Source organism: Microbulbifer sp. (assembly GCF_051659245.1).
GTDB lineage: Bacteria > Pseudomonadota > Gammaproteobacteria > Pseudomonadales > Cellvibrionaceae > Microbulbifer.
In genome coordinates, this window is the sequence record NZ_JBOFOC010000084.1 from 1 (window position 1) to 15,885 (window position 15,885).

The following is a 15,885-nucleotide window of genomic DNA, read 5'->3' on the forward strand; positions in this document are numbered from 1 at the left end:
CACTGGTGCCGGACATCAGGCCGATATATAGATCGGGCATCTGGAGCGTCCTGTCTCGTGCTAAATAATGAAAAGCGGGCCCACTGGCCGGCCAGATGCAAGGCGCACTTGCGCCGGCGTAGTCATTCTACGTCAAGCAAGTGCAACGCCGCAGATGGCTGCTTAGCGGCCCGCCCGCAGGGAGCCCCCCAGATTGCCCACAGCGGCGTTGCAGCTCTTGAAAATGGAATGACCATTCCCTGCGAGCTGCGCCTAACTGTGAACAATCTGGGGGGCTCTGGTATCACTATTTAGTTCCATACAGGACACTAGATATTAGACAGGACACTAGTGTAATGGAACAAGAGAATAATCGGAGTACCGATCGTGAAATACATAATCCGCTTTTTTTACACCGTTATACTGGTTCCTTTCCTGCTTTCAGCCGCCGCCCCGGTCGGCGCCTACGACCGGGTAAACGGCGAGGGCTTTGCCAGCCGTTCGCCGGTGCTGGCCCGCAACGGCATGGCCGCCACCAGCCAGCCGCTCGCTACGCAGATCGCACTGGATATCCTGAAGCGCGGCGGCAGCGCCGTGGATGCAGCCATCGCCGCCAACGCGGCGCAGGGGCTGATGGAGCCCACCGGCAGTGGCATCGGCGGCGACCTGTTCGCCATCGTGTGGAGCGCCGGGGACGGGAAACTCTACGGCCTGAACGCCAGCGGCCGCTCTCCCGGATCGCTGACTTTCGAGTACTTCGCACAGAATAATCTGAACAAAATCCCCTCCCACGGCCCGCTGTCGGTGTCGGTTCCCGGTGCGGTGGACGGCTGGTTCGAGCTGCATGAAAAATTCGGCCGCCTGCCCATGGAGGAGGTGCTGGCACCGGCAATCGACTACGCGGAAAAAGGCTTCCCGGTCACCCAACTGGTGGCCTACTACTGGAACCGATCTGTGCCGCTATTGGAAAAATATCCGGGCTTTCGCGAGACCTACATGCCGAACGGTCGCGCGCCCAAGGAGGGGGAAATCTTCCGCAATCCGCGGCTGGCGAAAACCTATAGCGCCATTGCCAGGGGTGGGCGCGACGCTTTCTACAAGGGGGAAATCGCGAAGAAAATCGCCGCCTATATGCAAGACAACGGCGGCTTTCTCTCCTACGATGACCTGGCCGCCCATCAGTCCGAATGGGTGGAGCCCGTCTCCACCGACTACCGAGGCTACGATATCTGGGAGCTGCCCCCCAACGGCCAGGGTATAGCCGCCCTGCAGATCCTCAATATCCTGGAAGGGTATGACCTGGCGGCGCTGGGCCGGACAAGCCCCGAATATATCCACCTGTTCGCGGAGGCAAAGAAGCTGGCATTTGAGGATCGGGCAAAATACTACGCTGATCCCGCGTTCAACGAGATTCCGGTGCGGCAACTGATCTCGAAGGAATACGCCGCGCAACGGCGCAAGCTGATCGACCTCGACCGGGCGGCGAAACACTACGACGCCGGCAATGAGGCGCTGCGCCACGGCGACACCATCTACCTGACGGTGGCGGATAAGGACGGCAATATGGTCTCGCTGATCCAGAGTAACTACCGGGGTATGGGCTCCGGTATGACGCCCGGCGATCTGGGTTTTATCCTGCAGGACCGCGGTGAACTGTTCAGCCTGGAAGACGGGCACTTCAACCAGTACCGGCCGGGCAAGCGACCCTTCCACACCATTATTCCCGGGTTTATCACCAAAGACGGCGAGCCGGTGATGAGCTTCGGTGTCATGGGCGGCGCCACCCAGCCGCAGATGCACGCGCAGATCGTGATCAATATGCTGGACTTCGGTTTGAATATCCAGGAGGCCGGCGACGCACCGCGCATCCTGCACAGCGGCTCCAGCCAGCCCACCGGGGAGATGATGCTCGACGGCGGCTATATCAGCCTGGAGGACGGCTTTCCCATGGAAACCCGCCGCAGGCTGGTGCAGATGGGCCACCAGTTGCGCTTCGAGAGCGGCCCCTACGGCGGCTACCAGGCCATAATGCGGAGCGGGAACGGGATTTACCAGGGGGCGTCCGAGAGCCGGAAGGATGGGCAGGCGGCGGGCTTCTGAACCGCGGGATGCTGGGTGGCGCGGTTGTATGCCCCGACCTCTTGTGGATTCTCACTGGAGTGATAACGTGTGCCTCGTTTTCTGAGACCGGATTGTGGAAAAACTGGAATTGCCATGAAAGACGCCCAACCCCGCACCGTTTACCTGAAGGACTACCGCGCACCCGACTACCTGGTCGACAGCACCCGTCTGCATTTTGAACTGCAGCCGCAGGACACCCTGGTGAAGTCGCGACTGCAGATCCGCCGCAATCCGGCGGCGGAAACGGCGCCCGGGGAGGCGCTGCCGCCCTTGCTGCTGGACGGAGTGGACCTGGAACTGCTGTCCCTGTCCATCGACGGCGAACTGGTACCGGCCAGCCGCTACCGGGAGCTGCCGGAGGGCCTTTCGATCCATGTGAAGAATCCGGAGTTTGTGCTGGAAATCCACAACCGCATCAACCCAAAGGACAATACCTCGCTGGAGGGACTCTACCTCTCCAACGGCATGTACTGCACCCAGTGCGAGGCGGAAGGATTCCGCAAGATCACCTACTACCCGGACCGCCCGGACGTGATGTCCCGCTTCACCACCACCATAGTGGCGCCGCGCCAGTACCCGGTATTGCTGTCCAACGGCAACCAGATCGAACGGCGCACCACCGAAGACGGGCGCCTGCTCGTCACCTGGGAGGACCCCTTCGCCAAGCCCGCCTACCTCTTCGCCCTGGTGGCGGGAGAACTGCAGACTGTGGAGGACAGTTTTACCACTGTCAGCGGCCGCGAGGTCAAGCTGCAGATTTTTACCGAGGCGAAAAATATCCGTAAATGTGACCACGCCATGCGCTCATTGAAAAAAGCCATGCGCTGGGACGAAGAGGTCTACGGGCGCGAATACGACCTGGATATTTTTATGGTCGTGGCGGTGGACCATTTCAACATGGGAGCGATGGAAAACAAGGGGCTCAATATTTTCAATTCCGCCTGCGTGCTGGCCAGCCCTGAGACCGCCACCGACGCCACTTTCCAGCGTATCGAATCCATTGTCGGCCACGAGTATTTCCACAACTGGTCCGGCAACCGGGTGACCTGCCGGGACTGGTTCCAGCTGAGTCTGAAAGAGGGGTTTACCGTATTTCGCGATGCGGAGTTTTCCGCGGATATGAATTCCCGCGCGGTAAAGCGCATCGAGGATGTCTCCCTGTTGCGCACCGCACAGTTCGCCGAGGACGGCGGCCCCATGGCCCACCCGGTGCGCCCGGACTCCTATATGGAGATCTCCAATTTCTACACCCTCACCGTGTACGAAAAGGGCGCGGAAGTGGTGCGCATGATCCACACCTTATTGGGTACAGAAGGTTTCCGCAAAGGCAGCGATCTGTATTTCCAGCGCCACGACGGATGCGCGGTAACCTGCGAGGACTTTATCGCGGCGATGGAGGACGCCAACGGCGTGGATCTCACCCAGTTTCGCCGCTGGTACAGCCAGGCGGGCACGCCGGTGCTGGAAGTGAGCGACGCCTTCGACGCCGCCCACGGCACCTACGCGTTGACCGTCAGGCAGTCCTGCCCCGCCACGCCCGGACAGGACAAAAAGCTGCCCTTCCATATTCCCCTGGCGGTGGGGCTGCTGGGGGCCGACGGCCGCGACCTGCCGCTAGATCCCCAGGGCACCACACAAAAAGTGTTGCAGGTGACCGAAACGGAGCAGACCTTCAGCTTCACAGGGCTGAAGGAAAAGCCGCTGCCCTCGCTGCTGCGCGGTTTCTCCGCCCCGGTCAGGGTGCGCTACGGCTACAGTACCGAACAGCTGCTGTTCCTGATGCGCAACGACTCCGACGAGTTCAACCGCTGGGACGCCGGCCAGCGCCTGGCCTTTATGGCACTGGAACAGCTGCAGAAGGACTATCGCGAGGGGCGCGATTTGCAGTTGCAACCGCAACTGGTGGACGCCTACCGCAGTGTGCTGCAAAACCGGGAGCTGGACCCGGCGCTGGTGGCGGAGATGCTGGCGCTGCCCAGCGCGCAGACCCTGGCGGAACAGAGCGAGCGGATAGATGCGGAGGCAATTATTGTCGCGCGGGAATTTGCCCGGGGCGCGCTGGCGGAGGCCCTGAAGGGCGAACTGCTGGACTGCTACCGGCGGCTGGACTGCGACAAACCCTACCGTCCGGAAGCCGCCGATATCGCCGAACGCAGTTTGAAAAATACCTGTTTGGCTTATCTCTGCGTCACCGGGGAAGCGGAATTGCTGGCGTTGGCACAGGCGCAGTTCGAAAATGCCGCCAATATGACCGACAGCGCCGCGGCGCTGACTTCTCTGGTCAACCACGCCGACGACGATATGGCGAAGCCGGCGCTGGAGAGTTTCTACGAACGCTGGCAACAGGATACCCAAGTGGTGGAGCTGTGGCTCGGCTTGCAGAGCACCAGCGCCCGGCGGGGTACCCTGGAGGCAGTCCGGGAACTGATGCAACACCCGGCCTTCGAACTGACCAACCCGAACAGAGTGCGCGCGGTAATCGGCGGCTTCGCCAACCGCAATTTCACCCAGTTTCACCGTGCCGACGGCCGCGGTTTCGAGTTCCTCGCCGAGCAGGTGATTGCTCTGGACAAACTCAACCCGCAAATCGCCGCGCGGCTGGTAACGCCCATTACCCGCTGGAAGAAATACACCGGGGAACTGGGTAAAAAAATGCACCGGGCGCTGCAGTCGGTAATGGAATCCGGGAAGTTGTCGCGGGATTTGTATGAGGTGGTGAGTAAGAGCCTGGTTTAATGCTCGGGACTCGGGACTCGGGACTCGGGACTCGGGACTCGGGACTCGGGACTCGGGATTTGCGTAGGATGGGCAAAGCGAAGCGTGCCCATCACTCCGCAGATGATGGGCACGCTTCGCTTTGCCCATCCTACGGACCGAATTGTAGGAGCTTGCTTGCAAGCGAATAGCTACGGAGTACCAATCCTTTCGCCTGCAAGCAGGCTCCCACGGAGCACTTTGTAGGAGCTTGCTTGCAAGCGAAGAGCTACGGAGCTTGTTCCTACAGGATGCGGCTGCGGCGTTCCTCGCCCAGTCGCAGAACCTCGAGCCTTCCCCCTTGCAGCCGCAACTCCGTTACCGAGGCGTAGTCCGGCCGGAACTGCTGTATGCGCCGGTCGCCCCGTATATGCGCCACCACTGAATTGATCACCATAAAGTGGCAGAAGATCGCGGTGTCCCGTTCCAGTTGAAGAAGATACCGCGCGATTCCCCGGCGCCAGTCCACCAGCTTCCTGTCCCCTTCGTCCCAATTGCTGTCGAGCAGGCCGCGAATCCAGTTCCTGCGCTCGCCGAGGGGCAGCCCCTCGGGGGAGGGGATTTCAGTCACCGCCTGCTCGATGGTCACCGGGCGCTGCCAGAGTTGGGCCAGCGGTTGGGCCGTCTGTTGGGTGCGGGCCTTGGGGCTGCTGGCCAGGGCGATGGGGGTCGTCCGGGTAAAGTGTTGCGCCAGTCGACGCGCCTGTTGCCATCCCCGTTCGGTGAGGTCGGGATCGACGGATTCAGGGGTTTTTGCCGCCTCCCCATGGCGTATCAGCAATATTCTTGTCATAGGTGCTCAGAGGTAACTGCCCAATGTACTGTCCGGTATATCCTGCCATAGAGAGGAGAGCTGCGCTGTATCGAAGGCGCGGTCTTCCGGGTGTTCGCCAAAGCGGCGGCTGTGTCCGTTGGCGAAAGCCGGCCAGTCGCTCCCCGGGTCGCCGCACTCGGCAAAATTCAGCCACGCCTCGCGCACGGTGTGGCTGAGCTTGTGCGGTTCGGTCTCGCCGCCGTAGAGGGATTGCAGGGAGGTTTCGCCGTGGGTGCCGAATACATATCCCAGTTCCACGGCGTGGCAGGCGCCCAGTAGTGGTTGCGCCGCCAGCGGCTGGGCGAAGTGGTAGTGAAAGTGGTCGCCTCCGTGGGCCTGCAGCAGGCGCAGACCGGGAAGGGTAAACACCATATCGGTGAGCAACAGGTTCCAGGTGCAGCTCCACTCGGGCCAGGGATTGCCGGCCAGAGATCTGGCCAGCTTGTGGTAGTGCCCCAGCAACGGGTCGAGGTGGCGCTGCGGCAGCAGCCATTCCAGGCGCGCGCGTATCTGTTCACCGTCCAGGGTAAAGGTTTCCGGCGCTATGGCGCTGAACAGGTTCCACTCGTCCAGGTTGCTGCCGAGCAACAGTGATACCTCTGCGCCGCTGCCGTGCCGCAGCGCAGTCATGGGTTCAGTGTGCAGCAGTTCGCCGTCCAGCACCGGCTTGAACGGCAGCTGGCCCCATTTCTGCTCCAGGCGCGGATCTGACAGTATTGCCTGCTGGGCACGCAGCAGCGCGCGGGTGTTCGCGCGCTGCGGCGATTCGCCGAGATGTTCGACAAATGCCTGTGCCAGGCCGTTGGCCCTGTTGCGGGAGTGCAGCGCACCGGGGTTGCCACTCTGCACTATGGCCCGGCGGAACAGGCCGCGGCAGCGGGGCGAAGTCAGCAGGGTGGCGATACTCATAGCGCCGGCGGATTCACCGAACAGGGTGATATTGTCCGGGTCGCCGCCGAAGGCGGAAATATTTTTCCGAACCCATTCCAGCGCCGCCACCTGATCCAGCAGACCTTCATTACCGCTGGAGGGAATGTCGCTGATATCCGCAAGGCGCAGAAAACCCAGCGCGCCCAGGCGGTAATTGAAGGTCACCACTACAGCGCGACCGCTGGCGGCCAGGTAGCAGCCGTTGTACACCTCTTGGGAACCGGAGCCGATATAGAAGGAGCCGCCGTGTATCCAGAGCATCACCGGCAGTTTCTTATCTCGCCGGCCCGGTGGGGCGTAGATGTTCAGGTAGAGGCAGTCCTCGCTGTCCGCCGCCTCTCCGTTGGGGCCGCGAACCTCCATCAGCCCGGAAGGATTCTGTGCCGCCGGTATACCGAAGGCGGTGGCGCGCAACGGGGTCTGCCAGGGCGGCAGCGATTGTGGCGGCCGCCAGCGCAGCTCGCCGGTGGGCGGCGCGGCATAGGGAATGCCGAGGAAACAGTGAACACCCGTCTCCCCGTCCACCGCGCCGACCAGGGGACCGGCGGGTACATCCAATACCTGAGTCTCCTCTCGCGCGTTGCGATGAATTTCATGGCGAATATTGGCGTCGCTGGTCATGGACCGGTCCCTGCTCCTGTTCCTTCCTGGACAATTTCAGTATAGCTGGCATGTTTTTTTATCTACTGTCCGTGGCCAGAGGAAAAATATTGAAAGTTCCACTTGCAAACATTCGGCGCTCAGATAGTATTAACGTCATAGTGTCAAGTAGCGACAGTTTCCGATGAACACGCAATCTCTCCATTACCTACCGCGCCTGCGCTTCGCCCTGCAGCATTTGCTGCCGGCCGCTGTGCGCCCGTGGTGTGGAGTCTGTGTTCGCAAAACCCGCTCCATGTATAAGCGCCCGGTGACCGCAGTGATCACCTAGCACACCCGACAGAGCTTCAGGCGATGGAAGGTGTAAAAGCCTTCCTCCCAAGAGAAAACCCGGAAGGCTTACCTTCCGGGTTTTTTTTTCGGCATTTTGTCTCTGAACAGGTTCCAAAAAAGTAATTACTTATCCCTGTAGGAGCCTGCTTGCAGGCGAACAAGAACGGAACGCCGTAGCCGTTCGCCTGCAAGCAGGCTCCTACAAGGTGGTTCCGCTGAATCAATGCGGGTTCCCAAGGGGTGAGTGGTTACCCAAAAAGAAGTCCAAGGAGTAAAAGATGGATAGGCAGTGGTGGCAGCGCCTGCACGGTTTTCCGCCGTTGGTCTGGATTGTTTTGGTCGGCAGTTTCTTCGGCCGCGGAACCTATTTTATGGTGTGGCCGTTTCTGGCCATTCTGCTGTATGAGAAATTCCAGTTGGGAGCCGCGGAGATCGGACTGATACTCAGTGCCTCCGCGATGGGTGCGGCTCTGTTGGGTTTTTATGTGGGGGCACTGTCCGACCGCTACGGCCGGCGCAATGTACTGCTGGCGGGCACCGCGATCAATTTCCTCGCCTTTGCCCTGCTCGCGGTGGCCCAGGCACTGCCGGCTTTTATTCTGGCAATGACTTTCTGCTCCATCGGCCGTGCGGTATGGGAGCCGCCGGCTAGTGCACTGATCGGTGACCTGGTCCGGGACAAACAGAGCCGCGAGCTGGCGCTGCAATTCCGCTATTTCCTGATCAACGTGGGCGCGGCCCTGGGGCCGATTATCGGTGTCTGGGCCGGGCTCAGTGCCCAGCAGTCCACCTTCGGGCTCACCGCACTCAGCTACCTGCTGTTGAGCCTGGCGTTTTTGTGGGGATTTGCCCACACGGAAACCGGACGTCTGGCGCATAAACGGCGGGGTATGAGCGCGAATTTCCGCGGAACTCTGGCGGTACTCAAAAAAGATCATGTATTTCTGGTGGTGATCCTAGCCAATGTGCTGACGCTCTTTATCTATGCGCATATGGATTCCAGCCTGGTGCAGTACCTGACCCGGGCACAGGCGCCGAGCTTGGTTCAGCTGATCTCCAGCATGATCCTGGTGAACGCGCTCACTATCGTGCTGTTACAGTTTCCACTTCTGCAATTGATGTGCAATATCGACATAAAGGGGCGGATTGTGATTGGCCTGGGCGTACTGGCCGCGGGGCAGGTGTGGTTTGCACTCAACCCCGTGCACTGGTTTGCCGGGTGGATGGGAGCCACTTTTGTGGTGAGCCTGGCGGAGGCGGTGCTGTTTCCCACCATGAGTGTACAGATAGACCGCCTTGCGCCGGATCACTTGCGCGGCAGCTACTTCGGCGCCTCGTCCTTTTACTCCCTGGGCTGGTCTGCGGCGCCGCTGGTGGGCGGAATAGTAATCGAATGGTGGAGCGGGCCGGCGCTCTACTGGTTGATGTTCAGCCTTTGTGGCCTGGTTTTTCTGCTTTACCGGCTGACCGAGCGCCTTTCCAGGCCGCAGTGGCACGATGTGGAGGTCCAGGCCGAAATTGGTGACGGTGTGGCCCAGCCGCAGTAAAGGAACTCTTGAAAGGAACTCTTGAAAGGAACCTTTGAAAGAAACCCCTGTTCTTGGCCCCTCGCGGGGCTTTTTTTATGCCGTAGAGTGCGCCGTGGGCACCAGAAGATGTCGGAACCTGCACCGGCTCCTGAAGCGGTGCGCGACTGCCACGGATGGTGGGGTGCCGCACAACGGGGTGCCGTCCAACGGGGTGCCGCCCAACGGGGTGCCGCCCAACGAAAGTGTAGAAAATGCAGGAGCAATTTTCTGTCACGGCGCACCCTACGATTGCGATCTACACGCCTTCAGACGGCGTCCAGCTGTGCCGGACTATCGGTTTGCAGCATTGCGACACTCTCCCCTCGTTTTCTTAAATTTCAGCGGCCAGCCGCGAGCCCTGGACGATGGTCCGTTTGGCGTCCAGTTCGACAGCCTCGTCAGTGATCATCGAGAACGCCTTACCCGCATTTATCTTTTCATCCATGGAATGATGAACTCTGCATAGCTGGCGCTATTTTTCCTCTTGAAAAGTTCTCCGCTGCGGTCCATACCAAATATGGCCGTACAACAAATATACAATGAGTGCAGGTTGGACAGAGGATGCGAAGGGAAGGTAAAGCTCACATCTATTGGCAAATACGTTCCAAAGCTTCCAGGACGTTGCGCGGCCAATTTAGTTACGTGTGTTGCCACATGTGTAAATGATCTTCTGCAAAGGTTGTAGGTGAGAGCATGATCGCTACTATTTACGAGAAGGACACCCGCTCGTTGAAAGAGGTGTCAGTGGATGACCTGGATTTGTCCTCTGTCGGATTGGTTAAGCTGCCCGTGAAATCGGATGAGGTTGCCTCCTATGGCAGGGAGGGGGTCGACCTGGTTGTTATTCTCAAATCCGGTGAGCAGATTATCATCGCCAATTTCTTCCAGATTGACGAAGACGGCGATCGCAGCGAACTGGTACTTGAAGGGGAAAACGATGTCGTGCATTTGGCGATGCTGGGCCCAGCGGGCGTTCCTGCTCCTGCTCCCCCTCCCGCTGCTGCTCCTGCGGCAGCAGGATTTCCCTGGTGGGGTGTAGGTCTTGGGTTGCTGGGGGCGGGCGCCATTATCGCAGCAACCGATGATGATGATGACGATGACAACTTTATACCGGTGCCCGTTGGCGACGACGACGACGACGATGACGACGATGACGACGACGATGACGACGACGACGACGACGATGACGATGACGATGACGACGATGATGACGATGACGACGACGATGATGATGACGATGATGACGACGATGATGACGATGATGACGACGACGATGATGACGATGATGACGATGATGACGACGATGACGATGACGATGATGACGACGATGACGACGATGACGACGATGATGACGACGATGATGACGACGATGACGACGATGACGACGACGATGATGACGATGATGACGACGTTGGTATCCTCGAAGAGGGTCTGCTGGATACTGAGGATGAGTCGCTAGATCCTGCGGAGGACTCGGACGGGACAGATGAGAGCGATGAGGCTGTTATGCAGGCAGCAATCGATGCTCTGAGTGATTCCGGCCCGGAGATGACCTCCACCGACGCGGAGACGACCTCTACCGGCACGGATGTCGAGCCGCATAGCCTTGAGGATGATCCCCTCCAGGATCTGTCAAACCCGGACGAGTACGTCTGATTCAACGGAGCTTTTCGACGACGAATTACACCGGGCCTTAGGGCCCGGTGTTTTTTATTGGGCTAAGCTCAAAATCGCAATCGAATAAATTGCACAGTGCTGCCTTCTCTCCCTTGTGGGGAGGGCCGACAGATATAAAAGTGGCAATCGGAAGCAAGCGAGACATAGTGGATTCAATAAAGCGACTATGGATGGTTGCGCTCAGCACGCTGCTATTCTTGTGTGTATGGCAATCCCGGGCAGATGATGCAGCGGAAACAGGTATGATCAGTGGAAGGGAGTTGGAGGCTTCCCTGCAGCCGGAAGTGGTCGAGTCCGAGTCGCCGGCCGTAAATTACAGTGCTAGTCGGGGCCAGTATCCCTCCACTGAAATAGGTTTGGTCGAGGCCGTTCACCGGGCTGTGGACTGGCATCCCAGTATCTCCGAAGCCATAGGCTCACTGAATGAGCGCGAAGAGAACGTCCGCGCGGCGAGGGCGGGTTACTTTCCGCAGTTGAGTGTCAACCTGATCGCCGGTCGGGATAACGAAGATAGGCGGGAAGGGGACGGACACGCCATACAGATTTATGCATCCCAGTTGATTTACGACTTTGGCAAGGTATCCAGTGACGTCGATCTGGCCACCGCCGGTGCGAGAAGATCCCAGGCAGTGGTGTTGAAGTCCATCGACAGGATCGCCCACGATACCGCGATGGCGGCTATCGAAGTCCTGCGCTACCAGGCACGTTTGAAAACATCCCAGGAACAGATCAAAGGTCTGTCTGCCATTGCTTCCCTGGTACAAATGCGCAATGAAAAGGGCGCGAGTTCGCGCTCTGATGTACTGCAGGCGCAGACCCGTATCGAGGCGGCCCGTGCGACAAAGCAGCGGGTCCTGGGGCAGCTCAATCGCGAGCGCAGTACCCTGCAGAACCTGATGGGCACCCACTCTCGCGTTACGCTGTCTATGAACACGTCGGAGTCCGTTGCCCCCGCCTGCCGGGTGGACAACCCTGATTTTTCTTCCGTACCCGACTTACTGATCGCACAGGCTTCGTATGCGGAGGCGGTGGCGCAAGTAAAGAATGCAAAAGCCCGATCCTGGCCGACCCTTTCACTGGATGCGAGTGTTAACAATTATCTGGACCCGGAGTATGTCGACGCAAATTCCCTCAATGAACACGAAAGTTCCGTGTTCCTGAATCTGTCGATGCCCATATACCAGGGAGGAAGGATCGATGCTGACAGGCAATCTTCCACATTCGCCCTGCGTTCGGCAGAGGCGGCGGTAGACGCTGCACGCCAGTCGGTTGTGGGTGATTTCCGTGCCACCCAGGAGGAGGCCGATGGCTTGACAAGGAGCCTATCAATACTTGATGCCCGTGAGCGTGCCATTGCCGAGACTCGCGATCTATATAGCAAACAGTATTTTTCCCTTGGCACACGGACCCTACTGGACCTTCTCAATGCCGAGGATGAATTGCACCGGGCGCGCGTAGAAATAGACAACACCCGCTACGACTTGAATCGCTTGCAAGTCGAATGCCTGTACAGCGCCGGAGAAATAAGAAGTGCATTTCGGCTGGAGGGGCGGGAAATCCAGGGCTTGGAGATTCTACCATGAGCGAGCTTGAGATTTCTGATGTGGATGCCGAGATTGCGCCGCAGGCGGATTCCGAACGCCGCGCGGACTTTACCCCCTGGCTGGACGCGATATTGACGATTGCCAAGCACTACCGCCTGGAGTACTCGGCGGAAAATGTACGCATCGCCGCGCGCTATGGCAGAGAGGAGTCAACCGAAAATATCCTCAGGAACATGGCGCGGCAGGCGGGTCTTACGGTGAAGTTTTCTTCTTTCGAGGACTCCCTTATCACTCCCTGGCGCCTGCCGCTGGTTGTGCAATTTCGAGATGGACAGATAGGTGTTATCGAAACCATCGCCAGTGACGGCAGCGTGGGCATCAATTACAGTGGTGATCAGGGGCTGCAAAGCAGCGCTGACCTGGCGACAATTGTCGAACAGATTGCGCGGGTTGCCATACTCCGTCCCGCGCGCTCAGTGGAAGATGCACGGGTAGACGACTATATAAAGCCCGATAACAAACACTGGTTTCGTAAGATAATCCTGCGGGATCTTAAGCCGTACGGGCACGTAATGATAGCCACTACGGTTGCCAACATACTCGGGCTCGCCGGAATCCTGTTTGCCAGACAGGTATACGACCGGGTGATCCCGGCAGAATCCATGCCGACCCTCTATGTTCTATTCAGCGGTGTCCTACTCGCCGTTGTATTCAGCTTCATCATGCGTATAACGCGGGCACGGATCACCGATCTCCTGGGCAAACGCGCAGATATCCGTGTTTCCGATATGGTGTTCGGACATGCGGTACGCCTGCGAAATTCGGCCAGACCCAAGTCTACCGGCACTTTTATTTCCCAGATTCGTGAGCTGGAGCGCGTTCGGGAGCTGGTTACTTCCACAACCGTTCTGGCGTTGGCGGACATGCCGTTCTTCCTGTTGTTTCTGTTTGTGATGTGGGTTATCGCCGGGCCCTTGGTATGGGTTCCTCTGGGTGGCGTATTGCTGCTTTTGGTGCCCGCGCTACTGGCACAGGGAAAACTTGAACGGCTGGCACAAGAGGCGACGCGCGAATCCTCCCTGCGCAATGCGATGTTGGTGGAGACGGTTCAGGGGCTGGAGGATATCAAAACACTGCAGGCCGAGCAGCGCTTTCAGCGCCAGTGGAATCATTTCAATGCGGTGACGGCGGACTCCAATCTAAGGCTGCGCTACCTGGTCAATCTGTTGTCGACCTGGACGCAGAATATTCAGTCTTCCACTTTCGCGGTAGTCGTATTGTTCGGGGCACCCATGGTGATGTCTGGAGATTTGACCACCGGCTCCCTGGTGGCCGCCTCTTTACTCGGCTCGCGCATGATGACGCCCATGGGGCAAATAACGCAGGTGTTGAGCCGCTGGCAACAGGCCAGGGTTGCGTTGCAAAGTCTGGATAAGATCATGCAATTGCCGGTGGATCACGCGGAGGGAAGCAAACGGGTACACAGGCCGGTAATTCGCGGTAAATACTATTTCAAGGATGCGACCTTCCAGTATGGTGAAGACGCTGCCGAGCCGGTGCTAACGGTTTCGGAGCTGTCGATCAGCCCCGGGGAGCACATCGCCGTGCTTGGTAGCAATGGTGCAGGAAAGTCGACCTTGTTGCAGGCCCTGGCCGGCTCCCTGGAAGTCAAGAGCGGCCGGGTGATCCTGGACGGCGTTAGTATGGCGCATATAGATCCGGCAGATGTCCGCCGCGATGTCGGGCTGCTCAGCCAGAACTCCGGACTTTTCCACGGCACTTTGCGGGAAAATCTGATCCTTGGCGCACCCCACGCTACAGACGGGGAAATTCTCTGGGCGCTTCAGTTGAGCGGAGCTTTGGAGTTTGTGCAGAAGATGCCCAAGGGGTTGGATCATACGGTATTGGAAGGTGGCCTGGGCCTTTCCGGTGGGCAGCGTCAGTCGTTGCTGCTATCGCGCCTCTTTATCCGCCAGCCACATGTTATCTTACTGGATGAGCCCACTGCAGCGTTGGACGAGGCGACCGAGCGCCGCTTTATCCAGAATCTGGATGAGTGGAGCAAGAATCGCACCTTGGTTCTTGCAACCCACCGCGCAAGTACGCTCAGCCTGGTCGATCGGGTAGTGGTGGTGGACAACGGACAAATAATTATAGATGACACCAAGGAAACGGCTATTGCAAAACTTTCCGAGACAGTTAATAGAGAATCGGGAAAACGTGAACGGGTGTCCTGATGGCGAAGAATATTTCTGTCAACACGTGCCGCCCATGTGCTGTCGGACGCAAACGACCAGGTTCCATTCCACTGCTTGAGGCGGACTATCATAACGCGGAGCAGCATTACAGTGACGAAGTCGACGAGGCCACGGTTGTCCGTTCCACCAGAGTGGTGTGGATTTTTTTCCTGCTGATAGCGGCCCTGGTCACCTGGTCCTATTTCGCCCGGATCGATGAGGTCACTACCGGCAGCGGTAAAGTCATTCCCACGTCCCGCGCCCAGGTCATCGAGTCTCTCGAAGGGGGAATTCTCATGGACCTGAAAGTCAGGGAGGGGGATATCGTAGAGCGGGGCCAGGTGCTGGCCCAACTGGACCCGACACAGTTCCGCTCCAATGCGGAGGAGAGTGCTGCCAAATATAGGGCGGTACTGGCCCGTGCCGCCAGGCTGGCTGCGGAGGTCAACGGTACAGCGCTGACGTTTCCCGAACAACTGGAACCTTACGAGGAACTCAAGGAAAAGGAAATGAGGCTGTTCAAAACCCGAAGGAACAGCCTTGGGGAAACCCTGGGGGGATTGCGGGAGTCCCTACGGCTGGTAGATAAAGAGCTTTCCATCACCCAGTCCCTGGTGAATTCCGGTGCTGCGAGTAATGTGGATGTATTGCGCCTGAGCCGGGAGAAATCGGAACTGGAACTGAAAATCCGGGAATCGCGATCCGAGTATATGATACAGGCTCGGGAACAGTTGGCGATGGTCAGTGCGGAAGTCGAAGCTTTGTCTTCAGTGTTGGAGGGACGCTCCGACTCCCTGACGCGGCTGACGCACCGCTCGCCCGTACGCGGCATTGTAAAGGACATTGAGGTAACTACCATTGGCGGGGTCATCCCCCCCAACGGCCGTCTGATGGAAATTGTTCCCCTGAACGACCAGTTGCTGATCGAGGCACGCATATCGCCGCGGGATATCGCCTTTATTCACCCTGGCCAGGCGGCGATGGTCAAGATTACCGCTTACGACTACTCGACCTATGGAGGCCTGGATGGGCGGGTAACCACTATCTCCCCGGATACCATTCAGGATGAAATCAACCCGGAAGAATTCTACTACCGGGTTTTTATCCTCACAGAAACCGATGCGTTGACCAACGATGCCGGTACCAAGTTTCCCATTACCCCCGGCATGATTGCTATGGTGGATATCAAGACCGGAAGCAAAACCGTATTTGAATACCTGATCAAGCCTGTAAACCGGGCGAGGGAGGCACTCAGGGAAAGATAGCCCCTCTTGGCAGCGGGAATTTGTGGCTGCTGCGGTTATTGCCACCGACTTCGCAGGCGAAGT

9 protein-coding genes are annotated in these 15,885 nt (G+C 58.6%); 7 read left to right on the plus strand and 2 right to left on the minus strand.

From position 1 onward, the window contains the following. Positions 1–366 precede the first annotated feature (366 nt). Together ggt and pepN are read left to right on the plus strand one after the other, a co-directional pair. The gene (gene ggt, locus ACRC0P_RS09100; protein WP_438630077.1) at positions 367–2,079 is read left to right on the plus strand and encodes a gamma-glutamyltransferase; all 1,713 of its coding nucleotides are present in this window, start codon (positions 367–369) and stop codon (positions 2,077–2,079) included. 114 nt (positions 2,080–2,193) lie between these two features. Next, complete coding sequence (gene pepN, locus ACRC0P_RS09105; RefSeq protein ID WP_438630079.1) at positions 2,194–4,836, plus strand: aminopeptidase N; 2,643 nt, start codon at positions 2,194–2,196, stop codon at positions 4,834–4,836. Between the two features lie 262 nt (positions 4,837–5,098). Here pepN and ACRC0P_RS09110 read toward each other — a convergent pair whose 3' ends face one another. Both ACRC0P_RS09110 and ACRC0P_RS09115 read right to left on the minus strand, forming a co-directional pair. Then, entirely contained in the window at positions 5,099–5,647 is a 549-nt protein-coding gene (locus tag ACRC0P_RS09110) for a histidine phosphatase family protein (RefSeq protein ID WP_438630081.1), read from the minus strand. 6 nt (positions 5,648–5,653) lie between these two features. Then, on the minus strand, positions 5,654–7,219 hold the full coding sequence (locus ACRC0P_RS09115; protein ID WP_438630083.1) for a carboxylesterase/lipase family protein: 1,566 nt from the start codon (positions 7,217–7,219) through the stop codon (positions 5,654–5,656). Between the two features lie 590 nt (positions 7,220–7,809). Here ACRC0P_RS09115 and ACRC0P_RS09120 point away from each other — a divergent pair. The 5 genes from ACRC0P_RS09120 to ACRC0P_RS09140 all read left to right on the plus strand — a co-directional run bounded on the left by ACRC0P_RS09120 (position 7,810) and on the right by ACRC0P_RS09140 (position 15,822). Next, the gene (locus tag ACRC0P_RS09120; RefSeq protein ID WP_438630085.1) at positions 7,810–9,078 is read left to right on the plus strand and encodes an MDR family MFS transporter; all 1,269 of its coding nucleotides are present in this window, start codon (positions 7,810–7,812) and stop codon (positions 9,076–9,078) included. 714 nt (positions 9,079–9,792) lie between these two features. Further along, on the plus strand, positions 9,793–10,755 hold the full coding sequence (locus tag ACRC0P_RS09125; RefSeq protein ID WP_438630087.1) for a BapA/Bap/LapF family prefix-like domain-containing protein: 963 nt from the start codon (positions 9,793–9,795) through the stop codon (positions 10,753–10,755). A gap of 263 nt (positions 10,756–11,018) precedes the next feature. After that, the gene (locus ACRC0P_RS09130) at positions 11,019–12,359 is read left to right on the plus strand and encodes a TolC family outer membrane protein (RefSeq protein ID WP_438630089.1); all 1,341 of its coding nucleotides are present in this window, start codon (positions 11,019–11,021) and stop codon (positions 12,357–12,359) included. Beyond that, a complete protein-coding gene (locus ACRC0P_RS09135) occupies positions 12,356–14,557 on the plus strand; it encodes a type I secretion system permease/ATPase (protein ID WP_438630091.1) in 2,202 nt (733 codons plus the stop codon). The genes ACRC0P_RS09130 and ACRC0P_RS09135 overlap by 4 nt, the downstream gene beginning before the upstream one ends. Next, positions 14,557–15,822 (plus strand): HlyD family type I secretion periplasmic adaptor subunit, encoded by a 1,266-nt coding sequence (locus tag ACRC0P_RS09140; RefSeq protein ID WP_438630093.1) that lies wholly within the window; start codon positions 14,557–14,559, stop codon positions 15,820–15,822. Before ACRC0P_RS09135 ends, ACRC0P_RS09140 begins: the two co-directional genes overlap by 1 nt. The last annotated feature ends 63 nt before the right edge of the window (positions 15,823–15,885 follow it).